The sequence below is a fragment of the Tenacibaculum soleae genome, from assembly GCF_030549005.1.
Taxonomy (GTDB): domain Bacteria; phylum Bacteroidota; class Bacteroidia; order Flavobacteriales; family Flavobacteriaceae; genus Polaribacter; species Polaribacter soleae.
This window is the reverse complement of sequence record NZ_JAUOSW010000002.1, coordinates 296,174-308,632: the sequence shown is the minus strand read 5'-3', so window position 1 is coordinate 308,632 and position 12,459 is coordinate 296,174. Positions and strand designations below refer to the sequence as shown.

Below are 12,459 nucleotides of genomic sequence, written 5' to 3'. Positions count from 1 at the left end.
TAACGCAATATCGATATTTTTGCATTTTAATACAAAAAACATTGAGTACAAAAAACAGCTATATCTTAGGTATTGAAAGCTCTTGTGACGATACAAGTGCTTCGGTAATTTACAACGGAAAAGTAATAAGTAACGTGGTTGCTAATCAAGAAATACACGCTAAGTATGGTGGTGTAGTTCCTGAACTTGCCTCAAGAGCGCACCAACAAAATATTGTTCCGGTAGTACAGCAAGCTATTGAACAGGCTAATATTACTAAAAACGATTTAAATGCTATCGCCTTTACTCGTGGTCCTGGCTTAATGGGTTCGTTATTGGTTGGTACTTCCTTTGCTAAATCTTTTGCCTTAGGATTAAACATTCCATTAATAGATGTGAACCATATGCAAGCACATATTTTGGCGCATTTTATTGATGAAGAGGATAGTAAAACCCCACCTTTTCCTTTTGTATGTTTAACCATAAGTGGCGGACATACACAAATTGTAAAAGTTAGCAATTATTTTGATATGGAAATTTTGGGCGAAACTATTGATGACGCTGTAGGTGAAGCCTTTGATAAATCAGCTAAAATATTAGGTTTACCTTATCCAGGTGGCCCATTAATTGATAAATATGCTCAGTTAGGAAACCCGAAAGCCTACCAATTTACAAAACCTAAAGTTGGTGATTTACAGTTTAGTTTTAGTGGATTAAAAACAGGTATTTTACGTTTCATTCAAAAAAACGTGAAAGAAAACCCTAATTTTATTAAAGAAAACTTACATGATATTTGTGCCTCTATTCAATACACTATTGTTGAAATATTGATGGAGAAATTAAAAAACACTGTAAAACAAACCGGTATTAAACATATTGCCATTGCTGGTGGCGTTTCGGCAAATTCAGAAATTAGAAAACGCTTAACACTTGCCGAAAAACATTGGGGATGGACAACCTATATTCCTAAATTTGAATACACTACCGATAATGCCGCAATGATTGCTATTGCTGGCTACTTAAAGTATTTAGATGCCGATTTTTCTGATATTTCAGTTACCGCTAAAGCACGTTTAAAAGTTACCGAATAAAAAAACCTCTTCGAAATAAAATCATTATGAATAGTTTTAAAAACAGATTTTTATTTAATGTTACGTATTACTTTTTATGGGTAACATATTTTTTACTTGCTCGTTTTTTATTTTTAACTTTTTATTTTGATAAAACTATTGAGTTAGGTTTTATTACTATTTTAAAAACCTTCTTATACGGAATTCAATTAGATTTTTCGTTTGCAGCATATTTAACTGCTATTCCGTTTTTAATTATTATTTTTTCTATTTGGATACCCAAAAAAATTATATCTTATTTTATTAAAACATACACCTTTATCCTCATTTTTGGTATTACTTTATTAATGTTAATTGATATTATTTTATATAAATCTTGGGGAGTTCGTATCGATGCTACATTAGTAAGTTATTTAAGTAACCCTAAATTAATGTTAGCTTCTGTTGCTACAATACAACTTATAGGTGGTGTTTTTATATGGATTCTTATTTCTCTTATCATAATTTATTTTTTCAATAAAGTAATCCGAAAAATCACCAATAATTTAACGAAAGGTTCTTTTTTAGAAATACCTATTTTACTTTTAATGATTGGTTTTTTAATTATTCCTATACGAGGCGGATTTGCAAACATTCCTATCAACCAAAGTAATGTATATTTTTCTACAAAAATGTTTGCTAATCATGCGGCAGTAAATTTTATTTGGAATTTTGCCAACACATTAACCCATAAAATAGATGATAAAAACCCGTACAAACATTATAAAGAAAAGGTTGCTGAAAATATTATCAACAAAACAAGAAATCAACTTTTAATAGGATCTGATACTATTTTAAACACCAAAAAACCTAACGTTATCCTGCTTATTTGGGAAAGTTTATCTGCAAAATCTGTAGCAGTATTAGGAGGTGCACCTAATGTTACCGAAAATTTAAATAAATTATCAGAAGAAGGTATTTTATTTACCAATTTTTACGGAAATGGCGATCGAACCGACAAAGGTGTTCCTGCAATTTTAAGCGGTTATTATCCCCAACCTACAACCAGTATCATGAAAATGCCACATAAATCAAAATCACTACCTACATTAACCAAAGAAATGAAGAACTTAGGTTACAATACTGGGTTTTATTATGGTGGCGACAGTAATTTTGGTAATATGATTACCTATTTACGCAACGGTAGTATTGATAAAATTGTAGACGGAGCTGAGTTTGATAAAGAAAATTGGAATTCGAAATGGGGTGCGCACGATCATATTTTTTTAGATCGTTTTATGAAAGATTTATCTGAACCAACACTACAACAACCATTTTTTCAAATCGGACTAACCTTAACAAGTCACGAACCTTATGAGTTTCCTGATGAATACAAGTTCGGAAAAGACTCTGAAGAAAACTTATACAAAAGTGCACAGGCTTATACTGATAAAGCAATTGGTAAATTTGTTAAAGATGCTAAAAAGCAACCTTGGTGGCATAATACATTAATTGTAATTATGTCTGATCACGGACATCCATTACCAAAGCACGAAGGTTATTTTAACGCTCCTAAAAAGTTTCAAATACCAATGGTTTGGTTAGGTGGCGCATTAGCAAAAACAGGAATTACAATTGATAACTTTAGTGCCCAAAGTGATTTTGCATATACGTTAACCGATTTACTAAACGGAAATTCGAAACAATTTGAATACGGAAAACATATTTTTAACAACTCTAAAAATCAGTATGTTCATTATGTTTTTAACAAAGGATTTGGTACCATTTCTAAAAATGGAACATTTGTTTACGATTATGTTAGCAACAAACCCGTAATTAAAAAAGGAAATTACAAACCTTTAGATTCTTTAGGAAAAGCAATTAGCCAAAAAGCCTATCAAGATTTTTTAGATAGATAAGACAATCAACCTTATAAATCAATTTCTTTTAATGCTTTTATATTATTGCGCTCTAAAAAGGCATCAATAGTTTCAAAATGCTCAATAACACGTTGGTCTTTAAATTCGAATACTTTTTCTGATAAACCTTGCAGGAAATCACGATCGTGAGATACCAAAATTAAAGTTCCGTCAAAATGCATTAAAGCTTCTTTTATCACATCTTTAGATCGTAAATCTAAGTGATTTGTAGGCTCATCTAAAATTAACACATTTACAGGTTCTAGCAATAATTTAACCATTGCTAAACGTGTTTTTTCTCCACCCGAAAGCACTTTTACTTTCTTTTCAATATCATCGCCAGCAAACATAAAACGTCCTAAAATGTTTTTTATTTGAGTTCTTATATCGCCCTCTGCAACCTCATCTACGGTTTGAAAAACGGTTAATTCAGGATCTAATAATGAGGCTTGATTTTGTGCAAAATACCCTACCTTGGCATTGTGCCCTAAGCCGCATTCACCATCAAAATCTATTTCGCCCATAATTGCTTTAATCATGGTTGATTTTCCTTCTCCGTTACGCCCAACAAACGACACTTTTTCGCCACGAGCAATTGAAAAACTAGCCTCTTCAAAAACGGTCAAATCGCCGTATTTTTTGGTTAAACTTTCTACTTTTACTGGATAATCTCCCGAACGTGGTGAGGGCGGAAAACGTAATTTTAACGACGTTGTATCTACCTCATCTATCTCAATAGGAACAATTTTTTCTAACATTCGTTCACGGGAAGCAACTTGATTTGTTTTAGAATACGTTCCTTTAAAACGCTCTATAAATCCTTTAATATCAGCAATTGTTTTCTGTTGTTCCTGGTAGGCTTTTATTTGATGTGAACGACGTTCTTTTCTAAGCTCTAAATAATGCGAATAATTCGCTTTATAATCATGAATCGTTCCCATGGTAACCTCAATAGTTCGGTTGGTAATATTATCGATAAATGCTTTATCGTGCGAAATTACCACAACTGCTTTGGCTTTGTTTAATAAAAAGTTTTCTAACCAAATCACTGATTCTATATCTACGTGATTCGTAGGCTCATCTAATAAAATTAAATCGGGTTTTTGTAATAAAATTTTAGCCAATTCAATTCGCATACGCCAACCACCACTAAACTCGCTTGTTAATCGATCAAAATCTTCTTGCTTAAATCCTAATCCTTTTAGTGCTTTTTCTACCTCAGCTTCGTAATTTACTTCTTCTAATGCATAATAACTTTCGCCTAAATCCGTAACACGCTCAATAATTTTCATGTATTCTTCCGATTCGTAATCGGTACGCGTTTCTAACTGTTTATTTAATGAATCCATTTCGGCTTTCATTTTAAAAACAGCATCAAAAGCTTTCGATGCTTCTTCACGAACCGTGCAATTATCTTCCATTAACAAATGCTGTGGCAAGTATGCAACTACTGTATCTTTCGGACTCCTAACTCCGCCTTTGCTAGCTTTAGAAACTCCTGCTATAATTTTCATCATAGTTGATTTTCCGGCACCGTTTTTACCCATTAAAGCAATTTTATCATTCTCGTTTATTACAAACGAAACATCTTTAAATAAGGTTTTTCCACTAAACTCAACCGTTAATTGATCTACAGTAATCATGCATCTATATTTTGAATCGCGAAATTAGCAAAAACTGTGCATAACTTATTAAAAACTTTAAGGAATGCTATTTATTGATTTTGTTATATTTACAAGAAAAAAATTGCTGATACTTTGTGTTATTCTTTTTAAAAGTGGAATAATGAGAATAAAGTTACGCATATAACGAGTTGTGCAGCATGCAACTCACTCACCCTGTAAAATATGAACGAAAAAGAAAAATTCCCAACTCCTTCACAATTTTATAGAAATTTAAGACCTGATTTTTTTTCAGATTCCACAACTGAATCAAAAGTTCTATTAACTAAAGAACAATTAGCTTTCGAATTAAGTCAAATTTCTACGAACCAAAAACATGATAGTTTTGAAAACCTTTGCCGTAGATTAGCTGAAAAATTAATTACTCCGAATTTAATACCACAGGTTGGACCAACAGGTGGTGGGGATGGAAAAACAGATTCAGAAACATATCCAGTTTCTAGATATATTTCTGATAGATGGTTTATCAGTGAAAATAAGTGGAACGAAAATGAGAATTGGGCGTTTGCTATAAGTGCTAAAAAAGATTGGAAACCAAAAGTTAAATCTGATGTAAAAAAAATTGTTGAAACAAATAGAGGTTACACAAAAACATATTTTTTTTCAAATCAAAAAATCCGTAGCAAAGAGAAAAAAGAAACTCAAGACCTTCTTAATGAAAAATACGGAATTGAACTTATTATTCTTGATGCTGAATGGATAATTGAAAAGGTTTATAGTAATCATCTTCTAAACGAAGTTATCGACAGTTTAAACCTATCATCTTTACATCGAGAAGAAAAAAAAATAGGAGCAAATGACTTGGAAAGGACAAAGAAACTATCTGAAATTGAAGAAACAGTAAATAACTCAGATAGAACCTTCGAAGTTGACTTCCAATTAGTAGAGGATTGTTTAGAAAGTGCCATCTTATCTAGAATGTTAGAATTGCCAAAGACAGAAGTTATAGGGAAATTTGAAAGAGCAAAAAGGTTTGTAAATAAATTAAATAATATACAGCAAAAAATAAGAATCCATTATCAACTTTCCTGGACATTAATTAATTGGTATGACGACTATAAATCTTTTTACGAAGAGTTCTTAATTGTAAAAGAATTAGTTCAAAATCATCCAAACTTAAACAACATAGAGTTTTATTTGAACCTTTTAAATATTCTTAAAACTATATCATGCCTTGAAGAAACAAAGTATATACTTGTCATTGATATCGAAAAAGAAGAGAAAGATTTTATAACATTCATTAGTAAATGTTCTAAAAACAAAGAAAAACCATCTACTTCTCTCCTTGCTAAATTTCATTTATCATTTTTTCAATTGAGACAAAAAATAGAAAATGGAATTTCAGTTTCTGATGAGTTGATAAAACTTAAAGAATACTTTAAATTAAGTGAAAAGCATTTAGATATACCTTTTGAACAATTAAAGGAATTTATTAATGTTTACGATAAAATTTTACCTGACAATGAAGATTATGATGATTTGATTTTTGTTATTGCAGAATTAGAATCTACCAGAGTTTCAGAATTAGCTTCTGCTAAAATTTATTTGAATAGAGGAAGCACTAAGTTAAAGAATGGCTTAAATAAAGAAAGTTTAGTCTTCTTTGGAAAAGCTGTTAGAAAGCTAGCTAAAGAAGAAACTCAAGACGAATTTTATTTTTGTTTAATGCTATTAAGTGAAGCATATTCGAATTTAGGCTTACATTGGGCTTCTAATAATTGTGTCATTTCTGCAATTAATCTTTATATCAACGAATTCTTTACTACAGGTACAATCAATCGAAGATTATACAACAGTATTGAACAAATTTTAAAAAATGAAGTTATACTTGGTCGTATTCCTATATTACTAACTTGGTATGAACTTTTTAACGTAATAAAATATTATTTTGAATCAGAAATAAATTCAGAAAATGAAGAAATGTCTATTGAAAACCTCATAGACGCTTGTCTTTCTACAAGGTTATTAAATACTGACTTTAAAAATTTCAAAGAATTATCAAGTTTATCAGATGTTTTAACTAAAAATAAACTTTGGCTAAGTGCTGATTCAGTTTTATATTTATTGGGTTATGAAGATTTAATAGAAATTGATAAGTCTAGAAGCCCTTCATATACAAAAGAAAATTTCAAAGAATTTTATAATAAATTAGCAAACCAACCTTTTGTAGAACAAATGGCTTTTGAGACTAATTTTTTAAATAAAAATGAAATAACATCTTACACTAGAATACTAGGAATAAAATTTATAATTAATTCAAAAGATGATATACAACTTTTAATTTTAGGAGAAACTATTTTTGCTTATTTGGAATCATTTTTGGCAACTGCTTTTGAAGATGCGTTTCCATTATCTGAAAAAATTACATTAAATATTAAATATGAGAAATTAGATAAATTCTTTAAAATAAAACATGAGAGTAAAAATTTAATTGACTTATCCATTAATCAAAATTATGAGTATACTTCAAAAGATATTCCTGAATTAATGGACGAACTAATTCCTTTAATTATTGGAAGTAACTACATGTTTAAAGATTATAAAGATTTTTTTGAGAATTTATACAAAAATGACGAAGTTCACGAAAGGTTAACCCTAATAGTTGAACATAAAAATTTCTTAACAAATACCTTAACTACAAACCCTAAATTCTTTCTAAAGAACTGGGTAAATGAAAATACCAAAAATTTTCGTTTAAAAAGAATTTCAAGTCCTATAGTACTATCTCAATCTAATTTGGAAAAGAATGAAAATAACAAAGAAAAACCAGATTTCAATTCTGTAACTCATAAAAACATGACCGCAGAAACAATAATTGACAATCATTTATGGGATAAAGCTAAGTGGAAAGCATTTGGTTTTGTACAAATGCCACAACCAACACCTTTTGGCATTTTATTAGCTTTTGATAATGAACATGCTGCTAAAAAGATATTTGAAAATTGGATAAAAGAATATGGAAAAATTGATAATGAAGAAACAATCTCTATTTCTATAATTAAAGGCATTAGAAAAGATAATCCGTATTGGTATAAAGTTTTAATAAGTAAGGATATTAGAAAAAATCAAATGAAAGATGGCTCTTTTATTTCATTATCATCTAGATTTCATAGAATGGAAGCCACAAGTAGTACTAATTTAGATAATTTGATTAATGGTTATAAATATTTTAAAGAATACTTATTAATACCTGCTTATGTTGATAAGGAGACTAATATGAAACCTTTTCCTGAATTAGGAATACTTAAAACTAAATTGAAATTTATTAACGCTTGGGAAATCGGAATTCATAGTCCTGAAAGTGTTGTTATAACCGAAGATGACATACCAATCATTCCTGCAAATATTGAAAATGCTCCAATTCTAAAATTATTGAAAGAAAAAAGAAAATAAAAAAAAGCACGACCGCACAACACCGTATATAATTTATTGTTGGCTTCTTGCCTACTTACGAAAGTCCTCTCGGACTTTCTTGGTCGGTAATTATTTACTAAATTAGTTGCTTAAACCACGCAACAAACCATATACAAACACGTTGGCGGCAAATTGAAAAATGAAAAATCCAAATTCCATATTTAAAGAAAAAATGAGCGAAACTTACAAACTCTTAGTGGAATTAGAGATATTAAAAAGCGACATTCAACACTTATCTAATACGGAAAAAGAATATTTTAAAATTACTGTAGATAAATCAAAATTTCTTTATAGAACATATTTTAATTCAGTAAAACTTTTAGTCTTGAACATTCATAAAATACTGAATCCAAAAGAGTATTTTAGCTTGAAAAAGACAATAAATTTTGCAAAATCAAATATTCATAAAATTGAATGGAATAATCAAATGACTCAAGCTGAACTGAACCAAATTGAGTTACAAATAAATGATTTAATTGAGCATAATCTTGAAAAGATAAAAACCTTAAGAAATAATCAATATGCTCATTTAGATAAAAATAAAGATACAATTGAATACGATTTGCGGTTAATCGATATGTACGAAACTATTGAAAAATCAGAGACGATTTATAAAAAAATTCTATCTCATTTTAAAAGCTCTGATGCTCTTTTCAATATATGGAAAAACCCACCAGATGAAATCATTAATCTATCTAAATATCACAAAATAAGGAAACTATTATTAGATAAATATTTGAAAAATGAATGGAGTGATGATTTAGACCAAATCTGGAAAATATTGAATGAAAACCCAGCGTAGAATACCGTATATAATTAATGGCTGGTTCTCGCCTACTCAAGAAAAAAAAAGACGAAAACTATTTAGTTTTCGTCTTCAGGTTTGATAAATTCTGACTGATATTTTTCTAAAAATTTCTTCTGTCTTGCAATCATTTGTTGCCTTAATTTATCAATGTCCATAAAGTCTTTACCAAAATTACTTCCAAAAAAATCATCATTAAAGAAATGTTTGCTGAAAAGTGAATCTTGAGAAAAAACATCATCAAATCCTTGATTTTCAAATCCTGAATAGTTTGAGAAAAATCGTGATTTAAAAGATTGCATCAAACTACCTTTATCTGACAATGAGAGATTATCGAACTTATCGTTGGAAGACCAAGAATAAATACTGTCATATCTAATTAAGTTTCCTTTTTCATCAAATTCTTTATCAACTTTCCAAGTACCTTTAGGCTCTTCAACTATATCAGTTTTATTATCTTCTTTTTCAAGCTTTTTAGTTTCATTTTCTTGTCCGTTACAACTAATACTTAACAAGCTAACCATAAATATTAAAATATACTTTTTCATCACTTTAAATTTTAAGCTAAACTTAATTCTGGGTTTGTTGTATCTCTTTTTAACAAACCACTAGTTTCTATCATTTTAATCAATTTGTTTTGGTGGAATACTTTTGATTTTCTTTCACCATTTTTATACCAAACACATTCCAAATAATTGTCATTATTAACTAAACCAAATATTGAATCTTTTTTTGGGACATATTTGATAACTTGCATTTTTGGGGAGGTAAGTTTTCCTTTAACTGTTACCCATTCCCCAGATTTAAACTTTCTTGGCATAACATTATAATTTTAAAGAATTAAACTTATTATTAAGGGGATGCTGAAAAAAATCAGCATCCTTCTTAACATTTTACTCTAAAATTTAATGAAACAATTATGATATCTTAATGCTTCTGGCAGGCTTTTGTTTTGCCTCTTCTTTTTTTGGTAAAAGAATACTTAAAATACCATTTTCATAATTTGCATTAATCTTTTCATCGTTTACACTTTCTGGTAAATTAAAGGTTCTTTTGAACGAGGAATAACCAAACTCTCTACGAGTATAATTTTCTTCCTTGTGTTCATTTTCTTCATTCGTTTCTGTCGAAATCGATAATAATTGATTATCGAGGTCAAGCTGAAAATCTGACTTTTTTAACCCTGGAACAGCCATTTCTATCATAAAAGCATCGGCAGTTTCCTTAATATTTACTTTTGGTAAAGTAATACCAGTATTGAAATTTGAAGTAAATACTGATGGTAAGTCTCTATTAAAAATGTCATCTAACCAATTTGACAAAGTTGGAAAGTTTTGATTTGAATTGCTGTTCGCTAAACTTCCATTTTTAGGAACAGTTACTAAATTGTTCATAATTATAAAATTTTAAATTAAACATTATTTCAAATTTGAAATCGCTTCGACTTCTATATTCTTTGTGCAAAAAAAATGCCATTACGAATAAATAGTTATTTTACTAAATTTAATACATTAAAAAATGAAATTTTGTCACAATTCTAAATAATTGACATATTTACTCACAATAAAATGACATATTTTCATTTTATATTTATAATAAAATTAGAAAATAATTGTGGGAAATAAAATCTTGGAATAAGCACTACAAACAACAACGTGTATAATTCATTGCTAGTTACAGCATACTTACGAAAGTCATCACGGACTTTCTATCTGTGATTTATTTGCTAACTTTAGTGCTTAATCAACGCAACGAAATCATAGATAAACATGTTAGCTATAAGGTAAAAAAATAAACTAAATTAACTATGAAAGAGAATTACAATAAATCAGTAAAACTTGAATGTATAACTTGTGGAGACTCCGATTTTGAATATAATGATGATAAATCTTGGATTAAATGTAATCGATGTGAAAAAGAATATAACGGAGAATATAATGAATTAGTAGAATTAAATCAAGAAAATATATCACAAGAAATTGAGAAAACTAAAAAAGAAGTTCAAATTGATTTACAACAAAAAATGAATAACATACTAAAAGAAACCTTCAAAGGAAATAAAAATATTAAATTTAAATAACATGGAAATAATTGGACTTATTAATTAATTATTGCCCTTTTATTGGCTATTTTCACTTATTTCAATCATGACATAAAAATAAAAAAACAATCTGAACTTATTAATGACTACCAAATAAAGAAATTAGAAAAGGATAAATCAGAGGAAAAGAAAGGTCGAATAGAAGCAAATGTAATTAAACGAGATAAAGGTAAACGAATTGTTAAAATCTATAATAAAGGGAAATCAATTGCGAAAGGTGTAAATGTTAATATCCTTGAATCATTAGGAATTAATATTTTACAAAATCCTTGCCCGATCGATATTAAACTACAAACAGGAATAGATATAACCAAAGATGTTGTGATTAATGTAACGCAAGAACATCTTGAAAAAAGAGAAGTAAATATTCAAATTATTCACAACATCTTTTCTAAAGTCAATATCTCAGACAAAAAAAACATTGTTAAAGCTTTAAAGAAAAATGACTTAAATATTGTTCCTGTTAAAAATTTTTATATTGCCTTGTTTGTTAATGTAGAAAAATATCAAGAACCATATTTTGTTATTGGAATAGAACTCACCAAACAAATGGATTTAAATAAAGAACATATTAAAACAAATTTAAATAAATACTTCTATAAACACGTGGAATTTAAAATATTTGAAATTATTGAGAATAATGAGAGTTCAGACAAGTTAATTGAACAAGGAGAAAAAATTATGATGTAAAAAAAGTTTGCTAACATCATATAACTAGTTATGGCCAATTAAAATAAACAGATATTCCTCTTGCAAGTAGAAATAAAAAATCCACGAATAAAATGTTACAAATGTATGCGACCTGCTAGCACATGCATTTGTAAATATCTTAACCCTTTTCATACGAAGACTCGTTTTATTATCTTGATGCATCCGAAGGAATACCGAAAAGAAAAAAGCGGAACAGGGCATATTACGAAACTTCAACTTGAAAATTCAGAAATTATAGTTGGTGTCGATTTTACTAATAATAGCCGAGTAAATGAAATAATTGCTAATAAAGAAAATAACGCTTTCTTACTGTATCCAGGAAAAGATAATTTTAACTTCTCTACAAGAAAAAATGCTGAAATAAATTCTTTTATGGGAGATGGTCCACACATTTTTATTCTTGATGGTACCTGGCCTTGCGCTCGTAAAATGCTTAAACTAAGTACCAACTTACAACAATTAAAAAGAGTCAGTTTTGATAATAAAATTAAGTCTAAATTTATTATTAAACAGCAACCAGCAGCGCTTTGTCTTAGTACAATTGAATCTGTTTACACAGTAATAAACTTACTTAAGAAGGCTGATTTAGAAAAATGTGATACAAAAAATTTCTTGCTTCCTTTTGAAAAAATGATAGACCATCAACTCGAATATGCACTAAATCCAGATAGTAAAAATTATTGCTCAACAACTAACAAAGAGATGATTACTAAGAACATGTACAAGAAAAAAACAGAAAGAAATATTATTTTTGAACAAGAGTAGATAAAACTACTAAAAAATACATAAGTGATTTAAA

Annotated in this window: 11 protein-coding genes; 7 read left to right on the top strand and 4 right to left on the bottom strand. The window is 28.8% G+C overall.

The features are described 5' to 3' along the window. Positions 1-41: 41 nt before the first annotated feature. Positions 42-1,070, top strand: coding sequence for a tRNA (adenosine(37)-N6)-threonylcarbamoyltransferase complex transferase subunit TsaD (gene tsaD / locus Q4586_RS03820; RefSeq protein WP_068704240.1), 1,029 nt, complete (start codon positions 42-44; stop codon positions 1,068-1,070). 26 nt (positions 1,071-1,096) lie between these two features. Continuing rightward, entirely contained in the window at positions 1,097-2,947 is a 1,851-nt protein-coding gene (locus Q4586_RS03815; protein WP_303526454.1) for an LTA synthase family protein, read from the top strand. A gap of 11 nt (positions 2,948-2,958) precedes the next feature. Here Q4586_RS03815 and Q4586_RS03810 read toward each other — a convergent pair whose 3' ends face one another. After that, on the bottom strand, positions 2,959-4,590 hold the full coding sequence (locus tag Q4586_RS03810; RefSeq protein ID WP_303526453.1) for an ABC-F family ATP-binding cassette domain-containing protein: 1,632 nt from the start codon (positions 4,588-4,590) through the stop codon (positions 2,959-2,961). Positions 4,591-4,794: 204 nt separating this feature from the next. Between Q4586_RS03810 and Q4586_RS03805 the strand changes: the two genes are divergently transcribed. Beyond that, positions 4,795-8,022, top strand: a complete 3,228-nt coding sequence (locus Q4586_RS03805; protein ID WP_303526451.1) for a hypothetical protein — start codon at positions 4,795-4,797, stop codon at positions 8,020-8,022. Between the two features lie 160 nt (positions 8,023-8,182). Then, complete coding sequence (locus Q4586_RS03800) at positions 8,183-8,845, top strand: AbiU2 domain-containing protein (protein ID WP_303526448.1); 663 nt, start codon at positions 8,183-8,185, stop codon at positions 8,843-8,845. Between the two features lie 62 nt (positions 8,846-8,907). Here the strand turns inward: Q4586_RS03800 and Q4586_RS03795 are convergent, their stop codons facing one another. The 3 genes from Q4586_RS03795 to Q4586_RS03785 form a co-directional block, all read right to left on the bottom strand. Continuing rightward, complete coding sequence (locus tag Q4586_RS03795; RefSeq protein ID WP_303526446.1) at positions 8,908-9,396, bottom strand: hypothetical protein; 489 nt, start codon at positions 9,394-9,396, stop codon at positions 8,908-8,910. Positions 9,397-9,407: 11 nt separating this feature from the next. Beyond that, complete coding sequence (locus Q4586_RS03790; protein WP_068704264.1) at positions 9,408-9,668, bottom strand: YodC family protein; 261 nt, start codon at positions 9,666-9,668, stop codon at positions 9,408-9,410. Positions 9,669-9,765: 97 nt separating this feature from the next. Continuing rightward, on the bottom strand, positions 9,766-10,242 hold the full coding sequence (locus tag Q4586_RS03785; RefSeq protein WP_303526444.1) for an Hsp20/alpha crystallin family protein: 477 nt from the start codon (positions 10,240-10,242) through the stop codon (positions 9,766-9,768). A gap of 413 nt (positions 10,243-10,655) precedes the next feature. On the opposite strand from Q4586_RS03785, the gene Q4586_RS03780 reads away from it, so the two are divergent. Genes Q4586_RS03780 through Q4586_RS03770 form a run of 3 tightly spaced genes read left to right on the top strand, consistent with a single transcriptional unit; the run spans position 10,656 to position 12,425 of the window. Next, positions 10,656-10,928, top strand: a complete 273-nt coding sequence (locus Q4586_RS03780) for a hypothetical protein (RefSeq protein WP_303526442.1) — start codon at positions 10,656-10,658, stop codon at positions 10,926-10,928. Between the two features lie 42 nt (positions 10,929-10,970). Next, on the top strand, positions 10,971-11,639 hold the full coding sequence (locus Q4586_RS03775; protein ID WP_303526441.1) for a hypothetical protein: 669 nt from the start codon (positions 10,971-10,973) through the stop codon (positions 11,637-11,639). Positions 11,640-11,699: 60 nt separating this feature from the next. Continuing rightward, positions 11,700-12,425, top strand: coding sequence for a tRNA-uridine aminocarboxypropyltransferase (locus tag Q4586_RS03770; protein WP_303526440.1), 726 nt, complete (start codon positions 11,700-11,702; stop codon positions 12,423-12,425). Positions 12,426-12,459 lie beyond the last annotated feature (34 nt).

Bases quoted from the DNA above. Each gene is read 5' to 3' on its own strand.
- Q4586_RS03815 (WP_303526454.1), top strand. From the start codon at position 1,097: ATGAATAGTTTTAAAAACAGATTTTTATTTAATGTTACGTATTACTTT.
- Q4586_RS03785 (WP_303526444.1), bottom strand. From the start codon at position 10,242: ATGAACAATTTAGTAACTGTTCCTAAAAATGGAAGTTTAGCGAACAGC.
- Q4586_RS03780 (WP_303526442.1), top strand. From the start codon at position 10,656: ATGAAAGAGAATTACAATAAATCAGTAAAACTTGAATGTATAACTTGT.
- Q4586_RS03800 (WP_303526448.1), top strand. From the start codon at position 8,183: ATGAAAAATCCAAATTCCATATTTAAAGAAAAAATGAGCGAAACTTAC.
- Q4586_RS03795 (WP_303526446.1), bottom strand. From the start codon at position 9,396: ATGAAAAAGTATATTTTAATATTTATGGTTAGCTTGTTAAGTATTAGT.
- Q4586_RS03805 (WP_303526451.1), top strand. From the start codon at position 4,795: ATGAACGAAAAAGAAAAATTCCCAACTCCTTCACAATTTTATAGAAAT.
- Q4586_RS03790 (WP_068704264.1), bottom strand. From the start codon at position 9,668: ATGCCAAGAAAGTTTAAATCTGGGGAATGGGTAACAGTTAAAGGAAAA.
- Q4586_RS03810 (WP_303526453.1), bottom strand. From the start codon at position 4,590: ATGATTACTGTAGATCAATTAACGGTTGAGTTTAGTGGAAAAACCTTA.